The sequence below is a fragment of the Sphingopyxis sp. H053 genome, assembly GCF_001468225.1.
In the GTDB taxonomy this organism is placed as follows: Bacteria; Pseudomonadota; Alphaproteobacteria; order Sphingomonadales; family Sphingomonadaceae; genus Sphingopyxis.
In genome coordinates this window covers 380,407-402,741 of the sequence record NZ_LNRU01000006.1, presented here as the reverse complement: position 1 = coordinate 402,741, position 22,335 = coordinate 380,407, and the positions used below count along the sequence as shown (strand labels likewise).

At 64.1% G+C, this 22,335-nt stretch carries 19 protein-coding genes; 3 read left to right on the top strand and 16 right to left on the bottom strand.

Features of this window, described 5'->3' with window-relative positions:
• Window positions 1-8 precede the first annotated feature (8 nt).
• Entirely contained in the window at window positions 9-554 is a 546-nt protein-coding gene (gene phaR, locus ATE70_RS14350) for a polyhydroxyalkanoate synthesis repressor PhaR (RefSeq protein WP_058538559.1), read from the bottom strand.
• A gap of 493 nt (window positions 555-1,047) precedes the next feature.
• On the opposite strand from phaR, the gene ATE70_RS14345 reads away from it, so the two are divergent.
• Window positions 1,048-4,257: a TonB-dependent receptor domain-containing protein gene (locus ATE70_RS14345; RefSeq protein WP_058538558.1), complete on the top strand. Its 3,210-nt coding sequence runs from the start codon at window positions 1,048-1,050 to the stop codon at window positions 4,255-4,257.
• A gap of 162 nt (window positions 4,258-4,419) precedes the next feature.
• Here the strand turns inward: ATE70_RS14345 and alr are convergent, their stop codons facing one another.
• Together alr and ATE70_RS14335 are read right to left on the bottom strand one after the other, a co-directional pair.
• Window positions 4,420-5,469 carry an alanine racemase gene (gene alr, locus ATE70_RS14340; RefSeq protein WP_058538557.1) on the bottom strand — a complete coding sequence of 350 codons (1,050 nt, stop codon included), beginning with the start codon at window positions 5,467-5,469 and terminating at the stop codon, window positions 4,420-4,422.
• A 43-nt stretch (window positions 5,470-5,512) separates the two neighbouring features.
• A complete protein-coding gene (locus ATE70_RS14335; RefSeq protein ID WP_058538556.1) occupies window positions 5,513-7,138 on the bottom strand; it encodes an MFS transporter in 1,626 nt (541 codons plus the stop codon).
• Between the two features lie 109 nt (window positions 7,139-7,247).
• On the opposite strand from ATE70_RS14335, the gene ATE70_RS14330 reads away from it, so the two are divergent.
• On the top strand, window positions 7,248-8,012 hold the full coding sequence (locus ATE70_RS14330; protein ID WP_058538555.1) for a cyclase family protein: 765 nt from the start codon (window positions 7,248-7,250) through the stop codon (window positions 8,010-8,012).
• On the opposite strand, the gene ATE70_RS14325 is transcribed toward ATE70_RS14330, so the two are convergent.
• The 12 genes from ATE70_RS14325 to ATE70_RS14270 form a co-directional block, all read right to left on the bottom strand.
• A complete protein-coding gene (locus ATE70_RS14325; protein ID WP_058538554.1) occupies window positions 8,009-8,416 on the bottom strand; it encodes an MAPEG family protein in 408 nt (135 codons plus the stop codon). The two genes, ATE70_RS14330 and ATE70_RS14325, sit on opposite strands and share 4 nt — an antisense overlap.
• A gap of 53 nt (window positions 8,417-8,469) precedes the next feature.
• Complete coding sequence (locus ATE70_RS14320; protein WP_058538553.1) at window positions 8,470-9,477, bottom strand: alpha/beta hydrolase; 1,008 nt, start codon at window positions 9,475-9,477, stop codon at window positions 8,470-8,472.
• Between the two features lie 67 nt (window positions 9,478-9,544).
• Window positions 9,545-9,916, bottom strand: a complete 372-nt coding sequence (locus ATE70_RS14315) for a tRNA-binding protein (protein ID WP_058538552.1) — start codon at window positions 9,914-9,916, stop codon at window positions 9,545-9,547.
• 89 nt (window positions 9,917-10,005) lie between these two features.
• A complete protein-coding gene (locus tag ATE70_RS14310; protein ID WP_058538551.1) occupies window positions 10,006-12,012 on the bottom strand; it encodes an acetyl-CoA carboxylase biotin carboxylase subunit in 2,007 nt (668 codons plus the stop codon).
• A 5-nt stretch (window positions 12,013-12,017) separates the two neighbouring features.
• A complete protein-coding gene (locus tag ATE70_RS14305) occupies window positions 12,018-12,392 on the bottom strand; it encodes a lysozyme inhibitor LprI family protein (RefSeq protein WP_231733438.1) in 375 nt (124 codons plus the stop codon).
• 14 nt (window positions 12,393-12,406) lie between these two features.
• Window positions 12,407-13,438, bottom strand: a complete 1,032-nt coding sequence (gene bioB, locus ATE70_RS14300; protein ID WP_058538549.1) for a biotin synthase BioB — start codon at window positions 13,436-13,438, stop codon at window positions 12,407-12,409.
• 22 nt (window positions 13,439-13,460) lie between these two features.
• Window positions 13,461-13,907, bottom strand: a complete 447-nt coding sequence (locus ATE70_RS14295) for a hypothetical protein (protein WP_058538548.1) — start codon at window positions 13,905-13,907, stop codon at window positions 13,461-13,463.
• Entirely contained in the window at window positions 13,904-16,051 is a 2,148-nt protein-coding gene (gene scpA / locus ATE70_RS14290) for a methylmalonyl-CoA mutase (RefSeq protein WP_058538547.1), read from the bottom strand. Before scpA ends, ATE70_RS14295 begins: the two co-directional genes overlap by 4 nt.
• Before the next feature lie 191 nt (window positions 16,052-16,242).
• Window positions 16,243-16,680: a methylmalonyl-CoA epimerase gene (gene mce / locus ATE70_RS14285; protein ID WP_058538546.1), complete on the bottom strand. Its 438-nt coding sequence runs from the start codon at window positions 16,678-16,680 to the stop codon at window positions 16,243-16,245.
• Window positions 16,677-17,135, bottom strand: a complete 459-nt coding sequence (locus tag ATE70_RS14280; protein ID WP_058538545.1) for an OsmC family protein — start codon at window positions 17,133-17,135, stop codon at window positions 16,677-16,679. Before ATE70_RS14280 ends, mce begins: the two co-directional genes overlap by 4 nt.
• A 21-nt stretch (window positions 17,136-17,156) precedes the next feature.
• Entirely contained in the window at window positions 17,157-17,906 is a 750-nt protein-coding gene (locus tag ATE70_RS14275) for a hypothetical protein (protein ID WP_058801136.1), read from the bottom strand.
• Window positions 17,907-18,032: 126 nt separating this feature from the next.
• Entirely contained in the window at window positions 18,033-19,565 is a 1,533-nt protein-coding gene (locus ATE70_RS14270; protein ID WP_058538543.1) for an acyl-CoA carboxylase subunit beta, read from the bottom strand.
• Between the two features lie 204 nt (window positions 19,566-19,769).
• On the opposite strand from ATE70_RS14270, the gene ATE70_RS14265 reads away from it, so the two are divergent.
• Window positions 19,770-21,179 (top strand): helix-turn-helix domain-containing protein, encoded by a 1,410-nt coding sequence (locus tag ATE70_RS14265; RefSeq protein ID WP_058538625.1) that lies wholly within the window; start codon window positions 19,770-19,772, stop codon window positions 21,177-21,179.
• Window positions 21,180-21,285: 106 nt separating this feature from the next.
• Here ATE70_RS14265 and ATE70_RS14260 read toward each other — a convergent pair whose 3' ends face one another.
• Window positions 21,286-22,302 (bottom strand): NAD-dependent epimerase/dehydratase family protein, encoded by a 1,017-nt coding sequence (locus tag ATE70_RS14260; protein ID WP_058538542.1) that lies wholly within the window; start codon window positions 22,300-22,302, stop codon window positions 21,286-21,288.
• Between the last annotated feature and the right edge of the window lie 33 nt (window positions 22,303-22,335).

Genomic DNA, 22,335 nt, shown 5'->3' with positions numbered 1-22,335 from the left:
CGGCCCGATTAATTCTTCTTGGCGAGCGCGGCCTTGAGTTCGGCGACTTCGGCCTTGAGCGCCGCGATTTCGGCATCCTTGGCCTTGCCGCCGCCGCCCGCGCCCGGGATGAATGCTCCAGCGGCCTGCTGGAACATCTCCATATTGCGGCGCGTCAATTCGGCGAGCGGGTTCGATCCCAGCGCGCCTTCGAGCGCCGAGCGGACGTCCTGCTGGTTCTTGCGGAAGGCGGTCATCGAGGCTTCGAGATATTGCGGCACCATCGACTGCATCTTGTCGCCGTACATGCCGATCAGATGGCGCAGGAAATTGACCGGCAGCAGCGTTTCGCCGCGCGTTTCCTCGTCCATGATGATCTGCGTCAGGACATTGTGCGTGATGTCGTCGCCGCTCTTGGCATCGACGACGCGGAAATCGCGGCCGTCGCGGACCATCGTGCCCAGATCCTCGAGCGTGATGTAGCAGCTGCGCTCGGTATCATAGAGCCGCCGGTTGGCGTATTTCTTGATCGTGACGACGTCATCTTCCGTCGCCCCCGCCCTGGACTTCGCCATCTTGACCTGCGCTCCCTATATTCCGGTGCAATGGCGACCGCGCCGCCCGGACATTCGAAGCCCCCGCATTAGCATCAAATAATGATGCATCGCAACATGCGCGGATTCGCGGCCTTTCGCGTGAAAGAACCGATTCTTCTTCCGAACCCTGCGCTCCAAATCCGTCGGTTAGAATTTTTTGGCTTGCTAACCGATCTCGTGACGGCTGACCCGCCTCTACGCAATTTAGTTTCAATCGTAATCAAATCTCTGGTATTTTTTTTTGTTTCAAGTCGCTGTTTTGGCTCATTCGTTTCTCGAACTAGCACTTTGATTCCAAGCGCGAGGCGCTCGCCCTTGCGTGCTGTGTTGCAAAAATGGCACAGCGCCGCATCGGAGTCTCCCCACTGTCAGAAAATTTACATCAAAAGCTTGTGCCGCCGAAAATTTGCGTCTTTCTAGCGTGCAATCCGTTCTCTCCAATTTTTTGAACGGCCAACCGGGGAAATACACCATGAAAAAGACTAGCCTGCTGGTGCGGGGCTCTGCCCTGACTCTTGCTTTGTTCAGCGCGATGCCCGCGATGGCACAAGAGGCCGTTGCTGCGGACGAAAGCGCCGAAGCGGCTTCGGAAGGGACGATTGTCGTCACCGGCTCGCGCATCCGCCGTCCGAACCTCGAATCGACCGTGCCGATCACCTCGATCACCGGCGAAAGCTTTTTCCAGCAGGGTCAGACCAACATCGGCGACACCCTGAACGACCTGCCCCAGCTGCGCAGCACGTTCGCCCAGCAGAACCCGGGCCTCGGCATCGGTATCGCGGGTCTTAACCTGCTCGATCTTCGCGGCCTCGGCACCCAGCGCACGCTGGTCCTGGTCAACGGCCGCCGCCACGTTCCCGCCGACATTTTGAACAATGCCGTGTCGCCCGACGTCAATACCATCCCGAACGACCTGATCGAACGCGTCGACATCGTCACGGGCGGCAACTCGGCGATTTACGGCTCGGACGCGATCGCGGGCGTCGTCAACTTCATCCTGCGCCGCGACTATGACGGTCTCCAGCTCCGCGCCCAGGGCGGCATTTCCGAAGAAGGCTTCGGCGGCAACCAGTATTTCTCGGCCATGTACGGCAAGAATTTCGCCGAAGGCCGCGGCAACGTGACGCTGCATGGCGAATATTCGCGCCAGGATCGCGTGTTCGCATCGGACATCCCGGCGTTCCAGCGTCAGGATGCCTTCGGTGTGATCGACGGCGACGCCGGCGCCGGTATCGTCAATGGCGGCGACGGCTTCCCGGATCGCGTTTTCATCCGCGACATCCGCAGCTCGACGATCCACTTCAACGGGCTTGTTCCGATCAACCAGCGCAACGCCCCGGGCGCAGCCTGCGGTAACGGCACGCTGGCCAACAACGGCGGCCCGAACAGCCTCGGCACGCCGTACAACTGCACCTATATCTTCACCAACGAAGGCCGCCTGGTCCCGCAGACGGGGTCGCGCTACGGTGCAGGCATTCTCGGCGGCATTGCCGGCGGCAACGGCCAGACGGGCCGCGAAGGCAAGCTGCTTTCGGTGCTTCCGTTCACCGAACGCTATAACTTCAACATGCTGGCGCGTTTCGAGGTCAATGAGCAGTCGGAACTGTTCCTCGAAGCGAAGTGGAACCGCGTCAACGCACTCGGCAACAACGCTGGTCCGGCCGGCATCCAGGGCACGCTGCAGCAGTTCGATTATCGCGAGCGCACGCGCCTCGATAACCCGTTCCTGAACCCCGCGGACCGCACGACCCTGGCCAATCTGATCTCGGCTTCGGGCTGCCGGACCGACCTTCTGGTCACCTGCCCTGCCGGCGGCAACCTCAGCGCAGCAGATCGCGCCGCGATCGCCGATGGTTCGTACCGCTTCGTCCTCGCGCGCTCGCTGCTCGACGTCGGCATTCGCGACGAAAAGTTCCAGCGCGATACCTGGCGCGTTGTTGGCGGCCTCCGCGGCACGTTCAACGACGACTGGAACTACGAACTGTCGATGAACTACGGCAAGTTCCGCGAAGACGTGACCACCACGGGCTTCATCGACCGCCAGCGGTTCATGCTCTCGCTGGACGCGGGCCGTAACCCCGTCACCGGCGCAATCCAGTGCCGTGCGCAGTTCGACCCCGCTTCGGCCGTCCGGTTCCAGAACGCCAGCTTCGGTGACCCGGTCGTCAACCAGAACCGCCTTGCTGCCGATATCGCGGCTTGCGTGCCTTACAATCCGTTTGGCGGCCTCGATAACAGCGGTGCGATCGACTATTTCAGCCGCACCTTCACCGCGTCGTCGGGGCTGTCGCAGTTCATTGCGTCGGGCTTTGTCGCGGGCGACACCAGCGGGTTCTTCAACCTGCCGGGCGGCCCGGTCCGCTTCGCGATCGGCGCCGAATACCGCAACGAGCGGGCGTTCTACGAGCAGGATCCGTTCGTCACCGGTGGCTACACCAATGGCGTTTCGATCCCGTCGTTCCGTCCGAAGCCCTTCGAGGTGAAGGAAGCCTATGGCGAAATCCAACTTCCGCTGCTGAAGGAAGTGCCTTTCGCCTATGAACTGACGCTCAGCGGCGCGGGTCGTGTCGCGAAGTATCAGGGCAATGTCGGTACGGTCTATTCGTACAACGCCGGCATCGACTATGCGCCGATCGAGGATGTCCGCTTCCGCGCCAACTACAGCCGCGCGGTTCGCGCCCCGAACGTTTCGGAAACGGCATTCCCGCTGGTTCCGAACTTCCAGACGATCACCGATCCCTGCAACCCGGGGCAGCGCGGTACGGGCATCCGTAACACCAACTGCACGGCCGCTCTGGGCGCGCAGCTGGGCCTGCTCACCGACGTCAACCAGTCGCTCGGCATCGTCAGCGGCAGCAACCCGAACCTGGTCGCGGAAACCTCGGATTCCTACACCTATGGCGTGGTCATCCAGCCGCGCTTCATCCCGGGTCTGAACCTGTCGGTCGACTATTACGACATCACGGTGGACGGCATCATCACGTCGCTGACGGCGCAGCAGATCCTCAACAGCTGCTATGACTCGGCGTCGCTCGACAATGTGTTCTGCCGTCAGTTCAGCCGCAACCTGACCAATGCTCCGGTCAATGGCGATCAGCCGGGTCGTATTGTGACCAACTCGCTGATCGTGGCGCCGTTGAACTTCGCCCGCCGCAAGCGCGAGGGTATCGACGTCAACCTGGCCTATCGCACGGCCCTGACCGACGATGTCAGCCTGAACACGAACCTGATCTACACGCACAATCTGGCGATCAGCAACTTTCAGGACTCGGTGAACCCGGACTTCGAGAACCGTCTTCTCGGCGAACTGGGCGATCCGAAGGACGAGTTCCGCTGGGACGTCGACCTGGGCGTTGGTCCGTTCACCTTCGGATACCGGATGCGCTACATCGGGCCGATGTACCTCAACACCTATGAGGATCTGAACGAACTGAATGGCCTTCCGCCGGCGAACATCGACTATGCCGATGTCGATAAATATCCGCGCGTCTTCTACCACGATCTGCGTTTCGAATGGGACGTCAACAAGTCGTCGGGCGGTCCGAACATCAACTTCTATGCTGGTGTCGACAACGTCCTCGACAAGATGCCGCCGTACGGTTCGACCGCAACGGGCGCGGGTAGCGCGATCTACGGCTTCCGTGGCCGCAGCTTCTATGCAGGTGCCCGCGCTCGCTTCTGATCGCTCAACCTGTCGCAGAATTCGGGGGACGAGAGCTTGCTCTCGTCCCCCATTTCTTAGGCAGGACGGAATGCAGCGCGCCGCGCCGACGGTCCGTTGCGCGATGCGGCTATGCCTTAACGATATCGCTGTGCGGCGCGAAGAGCCGCGCGGTTGGGGGAGCTAGCTCCACAGCCTCGCGAACCGGATGCCAAGTCCGGTCAGCAACTCATATTGCGACAAGCCGCTCCGCGTGGCCGCCGATGGCAGGTCGTAATCGAGCGCAAGCCAGTCGCCCTCGTCGATCGCGCCGGCGTCGCTGGCATCAAAGGCGATGAGGTCCATCGAAACGCGGCCGATCAGCGGCAGCGCATTTCCTTGCCATGACGCACCGCCGCCCGCCCCGGCGTGACAACGCAGATAGCCGTCGGCGTAGCCCATATTGGCGACCGCGACCCGGCTGTCGCGCGGCGCGGTCCAGGTCGCGCCATAGCCCACCGCTTCGCCCTTGCGCACCGTGCGTAGCTGCAGCACGCGCGTCTCGGGATAAACGACCTGGCGAATATGACCCTGCGCTTCGCCGCGCGGGGTGCCGCCGTAAAGCGCGATGCCGGGACGCGTCAGGTCGAACGCATAGTCGGAGCCCAGGCAGATGCCCGCGCTGTTGGCGAGACTGTATCGCTGTGCGGGAACAGCTTCCCGAATGGCTTGGAATGCCGCGAGTTGCCGCGCATTCTGGTCGCTGTCCTCGTCGGCCGACGCCAGATGGCTGAGCAGCGTTTCGATGGCAAGCCCGTCGAGCGCGCCGCCCAGCACCTCGTCGATGCGCAGGCCGAGGCGGTTCATTCCGGTATCGACCATCACATCGCACGGACGTCCCTCGCCCGCTTCGCGCCAGCGCGCGACCTGTTCGACGCTGTTCAGCACGGGGCGCACCGGGAGGGTGCGCGCCGCGACCATGTCGCTCGCCCCGACGCCGTGCAGCACCGACAGCGATACGCCTTCGGGCAAGGGCATCAATGCCGCCGCCTCGGCCCAGGTCGCGACGAAAAAGTCTCGGCAGCCCGCAGCGGTGAGGTGCTGCATTACGGCCCGCGCGCCAAGGCTGTAGCCGTCGGCCTTGATCGCGGCGCCGCACGCCGCGCCGCCGCTCTGGCCGGCCAGCCAGCGCCAGTTGGCGACGAGGGCATTGCTGTCGAGACGGAGGCGGAGCGGCGACGGGACGTGGATCATGCCCTGCCCCTATACAGCTTCGCGGGCTGCGCCAATGGGGTGATCAGCGGGGCGCCGGCTTGTCCCACTGCCCCTCGACCGGGTCCTTGAGCATGAAGGCGGTGACGAGAAAAGCGACGAGCACGACGCCCCAGGTGTACCACAGGCCCGAATAGGCATTGCCGGTCTTCGCGATGATGAAGCTCGCGATCAGCGGCAGAAAGCCGCCGAAATATCCGGTGCCGAGATGGTATGGGATCGACAGCGACGAGTAGCGGACGTGCGGCGGGAACATTTCGGACAGCAGCGCCGCGACGGGGCCATAGGTGAAACCCGACAGCGCGCTGAGGCCGAGCAAGGCGAGGAAGATCACGGCGATGCTGGCGATGCTCGGGATCTGCTTGGCGAAGTCATAACCCATCGCCTCGAGCGCGGGCTGCAGAAGCGCGGGATCTTCGCTCGCGACTTCGCGGTCGCCGATGCGGATCTTGACGCTGTCGAAGCCGCTATCGGTCTGCGCGACGGTATAGGGGACGCCGAGTTTGGTCAGTTCGCCAAGCGTGCGGCCGCATGCCGTTTCCTGTTTCTGCGCGAACGGGTCAAAGCTGCACTGCGACCCGGTGACGGTCACCGGCGCGCGTTCGGCGGCAGTAGACAGCGCGGGGTTGGCGACGCTGCCCATCAGCCAAAACAGCGGGAACAGCAGCACCAGCGTAACGCCATAACCCCAGACGATCGGTTTCTTGCGCCCGATGCGATCGGAGAGGCGCCCCGCCCAGATGAAGAAGCCCATGCCGACCGCGGCGGCGCAGCCGACGATGATTTCGGCGGCGGTGTCCTCGACCTTCATCGGCCCTTTGAGGAACGACAGGCCCGAGAACATCGCGGTGTACCAGATCACCGTCAGCCCCGCCGCGATGCCGAACAGCGCGATGAAGATGCGGCGCGGGTTGCCGGGGTAGGTGAAGCTTTCCTTGAGCGGATTCTTCGCCAGCTCGCCTTCCTGCTTCATCGCCTGGAACACCGGGCTTTCGGACAGTTTGAGGCGCATCCAGAGCGAAATGACAAGCAGGATGATCGAGAGGAGGAAGGGCACGCGCCAGCCCCAGCTTTCCCAGATGGCGTCGGGCATCAGCGCCTTGCAGCCGAGCACGACGATCAAGCTGAGCACGAACCCGCCAACGACGCTTGCCTGGATGAAGCTGGTGTAGAAACCGCGCTTTCCGGGCGGCGAATGTTCGGCGACATAGACCGCCGCACCGCCATATTCGCCGCCGAGCGCGAGCCCTTGCAGCACGCGGAGCAGGATGACGATGATCGGCGCGGCGATGCCGATGGTGGCGGCCGACGGGATCATCCCGACGCCCGCGGTCGCGATGCCCATCAGCGTGACGGTGACGAGGAAGGTGTATTTGCGTCCGAGGCGGTCGCCAAGGAAACCGAAGAGGACGGCGCCGAGCGGACGGAAACCGAAACCGACCGCGAACCCCGCCCAGACGAGCAGCGTTTCAAGCGTCGCATTGTCGCTGGGAAAGAAAGCCTTGCCGATGATCGCCGCGAGCGTGCCGTAGATGAAGAAATCATACCATTCGAACACCGTGCCCGCCGACGAGGCGGCGATGACCATGCGGATGTCCTTCGCGGTCGGTTCGTAAACGGCGCCGGGTCCGGCGGCGGCACTCTCGGTCATCAGGCTCTCCCCACCCCGTATTGCATGGGGCTTTCGCCCTTCTCTACCGGGCAAGCGCCGCCGCGCAAGCCTTCTTGGCGTAGCGTCATTCCGGTGGCAGGATGCGGTGATGCAGTTCATCGACCTTTCGATACCGATCACCAATGACGTCGTGTCCGACCCGCCGGTGATGCGCCCCAACATCACCTATATGACCCACGAAAATACGTGGGAGCAGATCGCGATGTTCTTCCCCGGGCTGACCCGAGAGGATTTGCCCGATGGCGAAGGCTGGGCGGTCGAGATGCTGTCGCTGAGCACGCACAACGGCACGCATATGGACGCGCCCTGGCATTATCATTCGACGACCGACAGCGGCGCGTCGCCCGCCCCGTCGATTGACGAAGCGCCGCTCGACCTCTTCTTCCGTCCCGGGGTGAAACTCGATTTTTCGGATCGGCCGCACGGCCATGTCGTGAGCGGCGGCGAGGTCGAGGCCGAGCTGGCGCGGATCGGGCATGTGCTCCAGCCGCTCGACATCGTGCTCGTCCAGTCGGGCGCACTCTATGGCACCGACAATTTTACCGATCAGGGCTGCGGCATGGGCGCCGAGGCGACGCTGTACCTGACGACACGCGGCGTGCAGGTCGTCGGCACCGATGCGTGGAGCTGGGACGCGCCGTTCAGCCACACCGCGCGGCGCTGGGCCGAAACGCGCGATCCGTCGATTATCTGGGAAGGCCATAAGGCGGGGCGCATCCGGCCCTATTACCAGATCGAGAAGCTGACCAATTTGGCCGCGATCCCCGCGACGGATTTTACCTTCAGCTGCTTTCCAGTGAAGATCGAACGCGCGAGCGCGGGATGGATCAGGGCGGTGGCGCTGATCGACTAAAGGTTCGTCGTCGCCAGCATCCACAACGTCCAGAGGCCGAGTATGAGCAATGTGCCAAAGGTCGCAGCGACGCCGACCTGGCGCCCTAGCGGCGCCTTCCCCGGCTCGGACGGCGTATAGAGCCCGATCACATGCGCGATGCGGCCGAAGAGGAAAATCGCGCCGATGACCATAAGCGCCATATGATTGGCGCGCGCCGTCTCCAGCAAGCCAAGCAGGATGATGGTGATCGGCGCATATTCGGCCAGATTGCCGTGGCTGCGGCTGGCGCTGATGAGCTTCGCGTCGCCGTGATCGCCGAACGCGGCTTTCAGGCGCAGCCGCTGGCGCACCGTATCGATCGCAGTCGCAAGCAGCAGCAGCGCGCAAATGGCGGCCACGAACGCGGTTACCGGTAAAGTCATGGTCCCTCTCCCCTGTTTCCCGCGCCCAGCCTAGCCGGTCGTTCGCCGGTTGGCTATTCGCGTGGCTTGTTGCCCAGCTTGGCCTCCAGAAATGCGAGGATGCGCGTCTCGACCGGCATGCGGCTGACGTCGCTACCCAGGCTGACCGCGCCCATCGGATAGAAGTGGCCGAAGCCCGGCACCCACGCGGTCTCGGCGGCGATGCCCTTGTCGGTCAGCGCCTTGACCGCGAAGCGCGTTCCCGCCTGGATGCCATCCAGATCGTTCTGACCGACGAAGAACAGCGCCGGCGGCATGCCCGGCTGGACGGTTTGGGACGGGTTATAGCCGCCGACGGCGCCCGACAGCGCGAACACGGCCTTGACCGGCGCGCCGATGCCATAAGCGGTGTTGAGCGCGGTGATCGCGCCCGCCGAAAAGCCGCCAAGCGCGATGCGGTCGGCATCGACGCCGTACTTGCCAGCGTGACCGCGGACAAATTCGGTCGCCATCGCCATATCTTCGGCGGCGGCGAGGATGCTGCGCCAATATTGGTCGCGCGCCTGATCGTCGAGCGGCGGCAAGCCCATCCGCTGGCGCACGATTTCGATGCGCGCGGTGGCGGCGGGTGACAGGTTCACCGACTTCGGGACGAGCTTCTTTTCGTCGACGGGTTTCGCGAGGCCGGGGTCCTCCGGCGTCAGCCGATAATCGATCGAAAAGCAGGCATAGCCATCGCGCGCGAAGCGGCGGCAATAATCGGCCATCGAACTGTCCTGCGCGCCATCCTCGGTAAAACGCTCCTCGCCCTTGTCGCCGCGATGGAAAGCGCCGCCGAACGCCATGATCACCGCGGGGCGGTTCGTGAGCGGCTTGCCGTCGGCGACGGGGCGATAGACATCGACGTGCAGGTCGCGGTCGCGCGGCCGAGCCTTCGAGGCGTCTATCGGGGCGCGGCCGTACACCACATTGCGCGAGAGCTGCACGTCATATTCGCGCGGCAGTTCGGCCTCGGCCGTCGCCGATACGGGCAGCAGCGTCGCGCAAGCAGCCGCAAAGAAGGCGGCTTTCAGTGGGTTCATCGTCCCTCTCCCCTGTTTCTTTGCACCAGCCTAGCGGCGAAATGGGGCTGAGCAACAGGCGAGACGATCAGAAGAGGCGCGACCCGTTCGGAACGGGGCGGTCGGGCGCGAACAGGATCACCGCGCCTTCCTCATCGGCGAAGCCGAGCGTCAGTACTTCGGACATGAACTTGCCGATCTGACGCGGCGGGAAGTTTACGACGGCGGCGACCTGCCGCCCCGCAAGCTCTTCCAGCGCATAGCGGTCGACGATCTGCGCGCTGCTCTTCTTCACTCCGATTGCGGGCCCGAAATCGATCTTCAGCTTGAACGCGGGCTTGCGCGCCTCGGGGAAGGGGTCGGCCTCGACGATTGTGCCGATGCGGATGTCGACGCGAAGGAAATCGTCGAAGGTGATTTCATTTGCGGCGCTCGCACCCGCATTGTGATTTACGTGCATTCCAAACCTCCGTCATTCCCGCGCAGGCGAGAATCCAGCTTATCCGTGCTTTAGCTGGATTCCCGCCTTCGCGGGAATGACGAAAGTGGTTATTCCATCTCCAAAATCACCGCGTCGACCGCGAGGCTGTCGCCCTGCGCGGCGTTGACCGTCTTCACCGTGCCCGATTTTTCGGCGCGAAGGATATTTTCCATCTTCATCGCCTCGACCGTTGCGAGCGGCTGGCCCGCCTCGACCTTGTCGCCCTCGCCGACGTGCAGCGTCACGAGCAGCCCCGGCATCGGACAGATGAGGAATTTCGACAGATCGGGCGGGATCTTTTCGATCATATGCGCGGTGAGCGGCGCGATATGCCACGGCAGCACGCGGACGTCGTGGATATGCCCGCGTGTCGTCATTTTCCAGCCGGTGCGCGTCTTCGCGACCTTTACCGCGAGCTCGGTTTCGTCGATCTCGGCGACGACGAGGCGATCGCCGGGCGTATATTCGAGCGCGATGTCGATCCGGTCGCCCTCGACCTTGATATGCTTCTCGCCGATCTTGACCTTGTATGCCGTGCCATCGATCGTGACCTGCCATTTGGCGGGCGGTTCGAGCCGGTCGCCAAGCTGCCCGTCGGTGCGGCGCGCGCGATCGGCTTCGGCGCTCGCCATGAAGCCCGCGATCGCCGCGAGCGCGCGCGTGATCGTCGCATCGGTCGGCGCGCCGTGGAAGCCTTCGGGATATTCCTCGGCGATGAAGCCCGTCGTCAGCTCGCCCGAGCGGAAGCGCGGGTGCTGCATGATCGCCGAGACGAAATCGATATTATGCCCGAGACCTTCGAGTTCGAACCGGTCGAGCGCCGCGATCTGCAGGTCGGCGGCCTCGTCGCGCGTCTTCCCCCACGTCACCAGCTTGGCGATCATCGGGTCGTAGAAGATCGACACTTCGCCGCCCTCCTCGACCCCGGCATCGACGCGCACGCCGTCGACGCCGCGCTCGTCGCCTTCCCACGCCGGAACGGGGGTGCGGTAGCGCACGAGGCGCCCGGTCGAGGGCAGAAAGCCGCGATAGGGATCTTCCGCATAGACGCGGTTCTCGATCGCCCAGCCGTCGATCTTGATGTCGTCCTGCGTCATCTCAAGCTTTTCGCCCGCGGCGACGCGTATCATCTGCTCGACGAGGTCGATGCCGGTGATTGCCTCGGTTACCGGATGCTCGACCTGCAGGCGCGTGTTCATTTCGAGAAAATAGAAGCTCTCGCCCGTCGGATCGGCGCCCGAGACGATCAGCTCGACCGTGCCCGCGCTGTAATAGCCGACCGCCTTCGACAGCGCGACGCACTGCTCGCCCATCGCCTTGCGCATCTTTTCGGTGACGAAGGGCGACGGCGCTTCCTCGACCACCTTCTGGTGGCGACGCTGGATGCTGCATTCGCGCTCGTTGAGGTAGAGGACATTGCCGTGCTGGTCGCCGAGGATCTGGATCTCGATATGGCGCGGGTTGAGGATGAATTTCTCGATGAAGACGCGGTCGTCGCCGAAGCTGTTGAGCCCCTCTCGCTTGGTCGCCTCGAAGCCCTCGCGGACGTCCTTTTCGTCATAGGCGAGGCGCATGCCCTTGCCGCCGCCGCCAGCCGACGCCTTCATCATCACCGGGTAGCCGATCTCGTTCGAAATCTCGACCGCATGCTCTGTGTCGCGGATTTCGCCGACGAAGCCGGGGACGACGTTGACGCCGGCTTCCTTCGCGAGCTTCTTCGACTCGATCTTGTCACCCATCGCGGCGATCGCGTTCACCGGCGGGCCGATGAAGGCGATATTTTCCTTCGCGAGCGCCTCGGCGAAGCTGGTGCGTTCGGAGAGGAAGCCATAGCCCGGATGCACCGCCTCGGCGCCCGTCTGCTTGCACGCGGCGATGATCTTGTCGGCGATCAGATAGGATTCGGACGCGGGTGACGGCCCGATATGCACCGCCTCGTCGGCCATCTGCACAAAGGGCGCACGCGCGTCGGCGTCCGAATAGACGGCAACGGTCGCGATGCCCATGCGCCGCGCGGTCTTGATGACGCGGCAGGCGATTTCACCGCGGTTGGCGATCAGGATTTTCTTGAACATGGCCCTCAATATTCCTCAATCAAATCTTTGAGTTGTTTGGTGCGCGCTTCGGTCAGTTGCGTCTGGCAACCGCTGATCACCATCGGCTCGGCCGAGCCGCCGCGCATCGTGTAGCCCTCGCTGGCGCATTGCTTGTCGCGGTACGTCAGCCACGCGCGCTGCGCGGCGAGCAGTGTGTCGAAATAGCCGGGGCGGTTGTCCTGCGTACGGTCGAAATCGGCATCGATGGCCTTCATGCGCGCCACGGTGATCTTCCACTGGGCGTTCATCGCGGCATCGGCGCGCTCGAATTCCTTGTAGGCGCAGGTGTTGAGCTCGAACTGCGCCATCGCGTTGTCGCAATCGATCTCGGGCTCCTGCGTGGCGGCCGCCAGTGCCAAGAGGGCGGAAAGGATCATTCCGCCGCTTCCATCTGCGCGCGCATCGGCTCTTCGCTCTCCATCGGGACGATCCCCAGCTTGGCGAACAGCGCCGCGTCGGCATTGTCGCCGCGGTTGCCGGTGGTGAGCAGCTTGTCGCCGGTGAAGATGCTGTTCGCACCCGCCATGAAGCAGAGCGCCTGCGTCGCCTCCGACATGCTCTCGCGCCCCGCCGACAGGCGGACCATCGATTTCGGCATCGTGATGCGCGCGACCGCGATCGTGCGGACGAATTCGATGTCGTCGATCTTGGCGAGCGGGGTGTCGGCGAGCATGTCGCCGAGCACGGTACCCTTCACCGGCACCAGCGCGTTGACCGGCACGCTTTCGGGATGGCGTTCGAGTGTCGCGAGCGCGTGGATGAAGCCGACGCGATCCTGCCGGTTCTCACCCAGCCCGACGATGCCGCCCGAGCAGACGTTGATCCCGGCGTTGCGGACCTCCTCGAGCGTGTCGAGGCGGTCCTGGAAGGTGCGGGTCGAGATGATATTCTCGTAATTCTCGGGGGAAGTGTCGATATTATGGTTGTAATAATCGAGCCCCGCGACCGCGAGCGTCTGCGCCTGTTCCTTGGTCAGCATGCCGAGCGTCATGCAGGTTTCCATACCCATCTGGCGCACGCCCTCGATCATCTCGACGATCGCGGGCATGTCGCGCTCCTTGGGGTTGCGCCAGGCGGCGCCCATGCAGAAGCGCTTCGAGCCCGAATCCTTCGCCTGCGCGGCGGATTGCAGCACCGCGCGGACGTCCATCAGCTTGGTGGCTTTCAGCCCGCTGTCGGCGCTCTTCGACTGCGAGCAATAGCCGCAATCCTCGACGCAGCCGCCGGTCTTGATGCTGAGCAGCGTGCAAAGCTGGACTTGCCCATGCGCATGATGGCGGCGGTGGACGCCCTGCGCCTCCCACATCAGTTCGTCGAACGGCAGGTCGAACAGTTCGGCGATTTCCTCGCGCGTCCAGTCGGTCCGCGGCTGATCGTCTTGCGTTGCAGGTTGGGAGAGGTTCATGGATCGTCGACCTTCTTTGATGTTATTTGCAGAAGCGCTCGAGCGCGGCGCCGTAAAATTCGATCGTCGGCGTTTCGCCGGACATGTCCTGATAATTGCCGTCGGCCCATGGCCGGCGATCGCCGTAGCTGATCGTCACCTGCCGCCCGGTTTCGGCGCCGCCATATTCGCCGACGCCGTAGAGCGTGAAGTCGATGTCGGCTTCGGGATCGTCGCAGTTGAGGCGGATCAGCCCCTTGTTCACATATTTATCGCTCGTCTCGAAATAGATGTCGCGCCAGGGGCCCTCGCTCTTTTCGAGGCGGCCGTTCCAGTCGGTGAAATAGACATCGTCGATCTGCTGCCGGTAGATGAACTCGACCGCGACATCCTTGCGATATTCGCTCGGGCGGCTCGCAGGCTCGGCGTGCGCAGCAATCGCCGCTACGGCGCCAAGTCCGGCGATCATCAGGCGAAACGATCGGTTCAAGCGGCATCCTCCAGCGGCGGCATATTGTGGCCGAGCAGGCGCAGCACGTCGGCGGCGCATTCGACCACGTTCGAGCCGGGCCCATAGATACCCTGCACGCCCGCGTCGCGGAGATACTGATAGTCCTGCGGCGGGATGACCCCGCCAGCGATCACCTTGATGTCGCCCCTGCCCGCTTCCTTGAGCTTGCCGATCAGTTCGGGGATCAAGGTCTTGTGGCCCGCGGCGAGGCTCGACGCGCCGACGACATCGACGCCGCTTTCGAGCGCGAGCACGACGGTTTCGTCGGGGGTCTGGAACAGCGGGCCGGAGACGACGTCGAAGCCCATGTCGCCGAACGCCGACGCGATGACGTTCGCGCCGCGGTCGTGCCCATCCTGCCCCATCTTGGCGACGAGCAATTTCGGTTTGCGCCCCATACGGCGCTCGACCGCCTTCACCCCGTCGAGCACCTGTTGCCAGCGATCGTCGCCTTCATAGGGCGCCGCATAGACGCCCTTCACCGGAGTCGGCTGGGTGCCGTACCGGTCGAAGCTTTCTTCCATCGCAGACGAGATTTCGCCGAGCGTCGCGCGGGCGCGGGCGGCTTCGACGGCGAGTGCGAGCAGGTTGTTCTCGATGCTCGAAGGCTGCGCCGCACCGTCGCGGAGCGCCTTGAGCGCCGCAGCACATGCCGCCTCGTCGCGGCTTGCTTTGATGCGGTTGATCCGCGCTATCTGCCCCTCGCGCACCTTGGCGTTGTCGACTTCGAGCGTTTCGAGCAGATCTTCGTCCTTCAGGCGATATTTGTTCACCCCGACGATCACATCGTCGCCGCGGTCGACGCGCGCCTGCCGGGCGGCAGCGGCGGTTTCGATCATTGCCTTGGGCCAGCCCGCGGCGACGGCCTTCGCCATGCCGCCTTCCTTCTCGACGCGCTCGATGATCTCCCACGCCTTGTCGACGAGTTCCTGCGTCAGCGCCTCGACATAGTAAGAGCCGCCGAGCGGGTCGACGACCTTGGTCATCCCGGTCTCTTCCTGGATGACGATCTGCGTGTTGCGCGCGATGCGGGCCGAGAAATCGGTCGGCAGCGCGATCGCTTCGTCGAGCGCGTTGGTGTGGAGCGACTGCGTCCCGCCGAGCATCGCCGCCATCGCCTCGATCGTCGTGCGCATGACGTTGTTGTACGGGTCCTGCTCGGTGAGCGAGACGCCCGAGGTCTGACAGTGGGTGCGCAGCATCTTGCTACGCTCGTCCTTGGCGCCGAGATTGGTCATCACGCGGTGCCAGAGCACGCGCGCCGCGCGGAGCTTCGCGATCTCCATGAAGAAGTTCATGCCGATCGCGAAGAAGAAGCTGAGGCGCCCCGCGAACTTGTCGATATCGAGGCCGCTCGCGACACCGTAGCGCACATATTCGGCGCCGTCGGCAATGGTGAAGGCAAGCTCCTGCACCTGCGTCGCGCCGGCTTCCTGCATATGGTAGCCGCTGATGGAGATGCTGTTGAACTTGGGCATCTCGCGGCTGGTGTAGCCGAAGATGTCCGAGATGATCCGCATGCTCGGCTCGGGGGGGTAGATATAGGTGTTGCGGACCATGAACTCCTTGAGGATGTCGTTCTGGATCGTCCCGTCGAGCAGCTTGCGATCGACGCCCTGCTCCTCGCCCGCGACGATGAAGAAGGCAAGGATCGGGATCACCGCGCCGTTCATCGTCATGCTGACCGACATCTGATCGAGCGGAATGCCGTCGAAGAGGATCTTCATATCCTCGACGCTGTCGATCGCGACGCCCGCCTTGCCGACGTCGCCGACGACGCGCGGGTGGTCGCTGTCATAGCCGCGGTGCGTCGCGAGGTCGAAAGCGACCGATAGGCCCTTCTGTCCCGCGGCGAGGTTGCGGCGATAGAAGGCGTTCGATTCCTCGGCGGTCGAGAAGCCCGCGTACTGCCGGATCGTCCACGGGCGGCCCGCATACATCGACGCGCGCACGCCGCGCGTGAAGGGCGCGAAACCGGGCAGGCCGGGGTCGGTCTGGACGTCCTCGGCCGTGTAAAGCGGCTTGACGTCGATGCCCTCGGGCGTCGCCCAGGTGAGGTCCTTGCCCTTCACTTCCTTGTCGGCGGCGGCGGTCCATTGGCCCAGCGTTGGCTTGTCGGTCATATGCAGTCTCTTGTCCCTAACCCCCTCTCCCCTTGCGGGAGAGGGTTGCGAAGACTTGGCGGCCAGCCGCCTAGTCGAAGCTGGGAGAGGGTGCGTGAGCCACCGGCTCGCAACCCGCACCTCTCCAAGTTCCGGTAGGGGACACGTCCCCAACCTTCATTCTCCTCTCCCGCAAGGGGAGAGGAGAATGTTCAATGCGCTTCCTTCGGCGTCTCCATAATCTCGGTCAGCACCCCGCCCATATCCTTGGGGTGGACGAAGAAGATCAGCGTCCCATGCGCCCCTATCCGCGGTTCGCCGAGGACGCGCTTGCCTTGTCCCTCGAACTCGGCCTTGGCGGCGTGGATGTCGGGCACTTCGCAACACAGATGATGCTGGCCTCCTGCGGGGTTCTTTTGCAGGAAAGCCGCGATCGACGCATTGCCCGGCAATGGTTCGATCAGCTCGATTTGTGTGCCGTTGAGGCCGCTGTCGGTGGGCGTATCGACGAAGCACACCTTGACGCCCTGCTCGGGCAGGTCGAACGGCTCATGGATCTGCGTCGCGCCCATCACGTCGCGGTAAAAGACGATGCTGTTGGCGATCGACGGCGTCGCGACGCCGACATGGTTGAGGCGTCCGAGTTTCATGTCACCACCTCGATCGGGAATTTGACGCTGTTGGCGATAAAGCATTGGTCATGCGCGTCGTGGTGCAGGCGTTCGAGCGTTGCGGCGTCGGGCGCCGCGCCCTGCCATTCGATATCGGGGGAAAGCTCGACCCCGGTTATCTGGACGCGCCCGTCGTCAGCCTTCGCCATCGTGCCCACCGCGGCATCGCGATAGGATTGAACGGCATAGCCCGCCTTGGCCGCGAGATAGAGGAAGGTCAGCATATGACAGCTCGACGCGGAGGCGACCAGCGCCTCTTCGGGGTCGACCGCGGCTTCGACCGACCAGGGCAGCGGCACGACATGCTTCGACGACGACGCCGGAACGCTCACATTCTCATCGAACGTCCAACGATGGCCACGGCCGTATTTGCCGCCCGGAACATCGTCGGTGGCCGACGCTTCCCATTCGATCAATGCGTGATATTTCGCCATTTTCCTATCCTCAGATCCGCCTTAACACCCCGGAACCTGGTCCTTGCCGACCAGTTCGTACTTGCCGTTCTTGAGCACATATTGCTGCTTGATCGCGCGTGTCCCCGTATAGGTGACGGTAAAGCTCTTGTCGGGAACGGCCGCGGTGATCTGCCCGTCGAAGCTCTGCTCCTTCTGGTTCAGACCGGCCCCCGAGCTCATGCCGTCGGTGAAGCTGCCGCGATCGACCGGTGCATCGGGTGCCAGCTCGGTCAACGTCGCGCTGCTGATCGCGCAGCCCTGCCACACGCCGCCGCCCGAGGTGACGAGATAGGGATTCTTGCCGAGCGCGTCGCTGAAGCCCCACGCGGTTGCCGCATTACCGACCGAGCCGACCGCACCGAGGTTCAGCCACTCGCCCTTGCGCTGCCAGCCCGACGGGCCGCCCTGCAGATAATGGATCGCGTTGATCCCGCCCTCGCTGTGCCCGGCTTCGTCGAGGCTGCCGAGGCTCAGCAGCACGCCGACCCGGTTCGGCAGCAGGTGGATGGCGGCGGGGCGGAATGTGTAAGTGCGCCCGTCGATCTCGCGCGCGGCCGTCGCTTCGGCCCCTTTCGGAAGTCCGAAAGCCGTCCGGAACGCGAGGCCGATCGTGCTGTTCTCTTCGCTGTCCAGCGTCACCGGAAAAGCGGGTTTCGGCTCGCCGACAGGGGTATCGGGATCGAACGCAAACGCCGCCGGCGAAGCCAGCAGGGCGGGAGCAATCAGAGCACCAAGAAGGAATTTACGCATCTTCAAACCTCTTTCGGAATCAAGGACATGGCGGCCATGTTCTAACCGCCTCCCGTCCTTGCCTCCAGTCCGGTATTTCTCATGTGCCGGGCATCACACACACGGATATTATCCGCGCCCCCGCGATCAGAGCGGAATATTGTCGTGCTTCTTCCACGGGTTTTCGAGTTGCTTGTTCCGGAGCTTGCGCAGACCCAGCGCGATCCGCTTGCGCGTATTGTGCGGGTGAATGACCTCGTCGATATAGCCGCGCGATGCCGCGACAAACGGGTTCGCGAAACGGTCCTCATATTCCTTCGTGCGCTGCGCGATCTTTTCGGGGTCGCCGATGTCGCTGCGGAAGATGATCTCGACCGCGCCCTTCGCGCCCATCACCGCGATCTCGGCGGTCGGCCAGGCATAGTTCAAATCGCCGCGCAGATGCTTCGACGCCATCACGTCGTACGCACCGCCATAGGCTTTGCGCGTGATCACCGTGATCTTCGGCACCGTCGCCTCGGCATAGGCGAAGAGCAATTTCGCGCCATGCTTGATGATGCCATTATATTCCTGCGCGGTCCCGGGCAGGAAGCCGGGGACGTCGACGAAGGTGATGATCGGGATTTCGAACGCGTCGCAGAAGCGGACAAAGCGCGCGGCTTTCTTGGACGAGTTGATGTCGAGCACGCCCGCGAGCACGAGCGGCTGGTTCGCGACGATGCCGATCGTGCGCCCTTCGATGCGTCCGAAGCCGCAGATGATGTTCGCGGCGTGCGCCGGCTGCACCTCGAAGAAATCGCCCTCGTCGACGGTCTTCCGGATCAGCTCGTGCATATCGTACGGCTGGTTCGCGTTCGGCGGGATCAGCGTGTCGAGGCTCGCCTCGGCGCGGTCATAGGGGTCGCTCGTCGGGCGCACCGGCACGCCGCTGCGGTTGTTCTCGGGCAGATAGTCGAAGAAATCGCGCGCCGCGAGCAGTGCCTCGATGTCATTCTCGAACGCGAGGTCGGCGACCGAGCTTTTGGTCGTGTGCGTGATCGCGCCGCCGAGCTCTTCCTGCGTCACGACCTCGTTGGTCACGGTCTTCACCACATCGGGGCCGGTGACGAACATGTACGAGCTGTCCTTCACCATGAAGATGAAGTCGGTCATCGCGGGCGAATAGACAGCGCCGCCCGCGCACGGCCCCATGATCAGGCTGATCTGCGGCACGACGCCCGATGCGAGTACGTTACGCTGGAACACTTCGGCATAGCCACCGAGCGAGGCGACGCCCTCCTGGATGCGCGCGCCGCCGCTGTCGTTGAGGCCGATGACGGGCGCGCCGACCTTCATCGCATTGTCCATCACCTTCATGATCTTCTCGGCGTGGCGCTCGGACAGCGAGCCGCCGAAGACGGTGAAATCCTGGCTGAAGACATAGACAAGGCGGCCGTTGATCGTGCCCGAACCGGTAACAACGCCGTCGCCCGGGACGATCTGGTCCTGCATGCCGAAATCGGTGCAATTATGCTCCACATAAGTGTCGAGCTCTTCGAACGAGCCTTCGTCGAGCAGCACGTCGAGCCGTTCGCGCGCGGTCAGCTTGCCCTTGCTGTGCTGTGCATCGATGCGTTTTTGCCCGCCACCCAGAGCGGCTGCGGCGCGGCGGCGTTCCATTTCGGCGATATTGGCGGACAAGGCGACTCTCCACTGGATTTGGAAGAGCGTCGTCTGCTCCGATTGCGCCGCCCACGCAAATGTGAATTTGCAAAGTTGTAAATTGATACTTTGCAAAGAGCCGTATATTGTCCGCTCATTCGTTTTAAGGGTGTCGAGACGTCGCAATACCCCTCCCTAAACCCCCGCGGCGGCTCGACACCCATCGCAATGGAGCGCATTTCGATGGCACGGCAGCGCATTTTTGCCGGAGCAAAGCTCCGCGAACTCCGCATCGCGCGGGGAGCCAAACAGGCCGATTTTGCGGGCGGGCTCGGCATTTCCATTTCGTACCTCAGCCAGATCGAGCATGATGACCGCCCGCTGACGCCGGCGCTGCTCGACCGGCTGCAAAAGCTGTTTCCGCTGGAATGGGAGGAAGTCGCGGCGGACGCCGGCGACCGCCGCGCGGGAGCGCTTCGCGAAGCTGCGGCGGACCCGCTCTTCGCGGCGTCGCCGCTCGCCCCCGAACAGCTCGAACGCGCCGCGCTGCAACAGCCGCAGCTCGCCGACCAGTTCGTCGCGCTCCACGCCGCCTATCGCCGCGCGGGGCAGCGATTGCAGATCATCGACGAGGCGCTGACCGGCGGCACCGCCGAGGGCAGCCGCCTGCCGTGGGAAGAGGTGCGCGACTGGTTCCACGACGCAGGCAATTATGTCGACAGCATCGACCGCGCGGCGGAGGCGCTGGCGGGCCAGCTGCGCGGGCGAGACCCCTCGCCGCCCGTCGAAACGATCGAGCGCCGGCTGCGCGATGCGCTCGGCATTTCGATCGTTTACGGCCAGACGCAGGCGCTGCGCGATTTCGACGCCACGATGCGGCATCTGGTGATCGATCCGTCGCTGCCCGCCGAAAGCCGGCGCTTCCAGCTCGCGCACCAGCTCGCCGCGCTCGCGCTGGTGAACGAGATTGCGGCGGTCGTCGAAGCATCGCCGCTGCGCACGGCGGCGGCGCGGCAACTGCTCCATGTCGGCCTTGCCAACTACGCCGCGGGCGCCGTTCTGATGCCCTATGCGCCCTTTCGCGCCAGCGCGCGCGCGGTGCGGCACGATATCGACCGTCTGCGGATGCAATATGGCGTGAGCTTCGAACAGGCGTGCCACCGCCTTTCGACGCTGCAGCGCCCCGGCGCGCGCGGCATCCCGATGTTCTTCTGCCGCGTCGACATGGCGGGCAATATCACCAAGCGGCATTCGGCGACGCGGCTGCAGTTCGCGCGCTTCGGCGGCGCCTGCCCGCTGTGGATCGTCCACGAAGCCGCGGCGATTCCCGACCGCATCCTGTTCCAGCTTGCCGAGACGCCCGATGGCCTGCGCTATGTGTCGATGGCGAAGGGGTTGGTGAAGCCGTCGGGCAGCTATGCGCGCAGCCCGCGCCGATACGCCGTCGCGCTCGGCTGCGAGGCGCAATATGCGGGCGATTTCGTCTATGCCGACGGGGTCGATGTCGCCGCGCCGCAGGCGGCAACGCGCATCGGCCTGTCGTGCCGCATCTGTCCGCGCGACGATTGTGACCAGCGTGCGTTCCCGCCGAGCGACCGGCCGATTTTGGTCGATCCGGATCGCAGGGACGTGGTGCCGTACCGGATCGGGTGATCTTCTCCCCTCCCGCTTGCGGGAGGGGTCGGGGGAGGGCCTGTTACAGTTCGCGCGGGGCAGACATGCCCTCCCCTAGCCCCTCCCATAAATGGGAGGGGGATTCTCAGACCTTCACGATCCCGCGCTCGATCAGACTATGCGCGGTCGCGAGGATCGCCTCCTCGGGCGGGCGCATCGTCCATCCCAATGTCTTCATCGCATGGCTGCTGTCGCCGCCGCGGACGTTGCCGAGTTCGGCGACGAGCTGCTTGAGTTCGGGGCGCACCAGCGCGAGCAGCTTGAGCAGCCAGTCGGGCATCTTCCGCTTCGGCACTTTTCGCGCCTGTTCGCCCAGGTTCGCGCGGAGCAGGTTCGCAACATCGATCATCTTCAGGAATGGACCCGAGCAGACGTAGCGTTCATCGCGCATATCGGGCGCGGTCAGCGCGCGATAGTGAAGGTCGGCGACGTCGCGGACGTCGATGATCCCGAAGCCGATGTCGGGGCACATCGGCACCTTGCCCTCGAGCAATTGCTTCACCAGCTCGATCGAGGTCGAAAGGTCGTCCGACAGCAACGGCCCGAACACCGCGGCGGGATTGACCGAGGCGAACTCCATGCCGCCGCCGTCCGCCCTCGCCCAGTCGCGCGCCGCGTGCTCGGCGACGGTCTTCGAGCGCGGATAGGGCATGACCTCGGGATTATCGAGATTGGTCCAGTCGGCTTCGCTATAGATGTCGCGGCCCTTGCCATGACCATAAGCGATCGCCGCCATCGATGAGGTCAGGACGAACCGCTTGACCCCAGCCGCTTTGGCGAAGCGCAATGCGCGGAGCGCGCCCTCGCGCGCCGGAACAATTAGCTCGTCGGCATGGTTCGGCACGTCGAGCGGAAAAGGCGACGCGACATGTGCGACATGGCTGCACCCTGCCATCGCCTCGGCCCAGCCAGCGTCGTTTTCGAGATCGGCGGCGAAGAAGTGCAGCCTCCCGTTGTCGACGCCCAGCCAGCCACGAACCTCGGCTTCGCGCTTCAGGCTGCGAACGGTCGTGTGGACGGTCCAGCCGTTTTCGATCAGCTGCCGGATCAGGAAGCCCGCGATATAGCCGCTGCCCCCAGTGACCAATGCCGTGCCCGTCATGCGCCCCTCCCCTCGCTCCTTATGCGGGGAAGA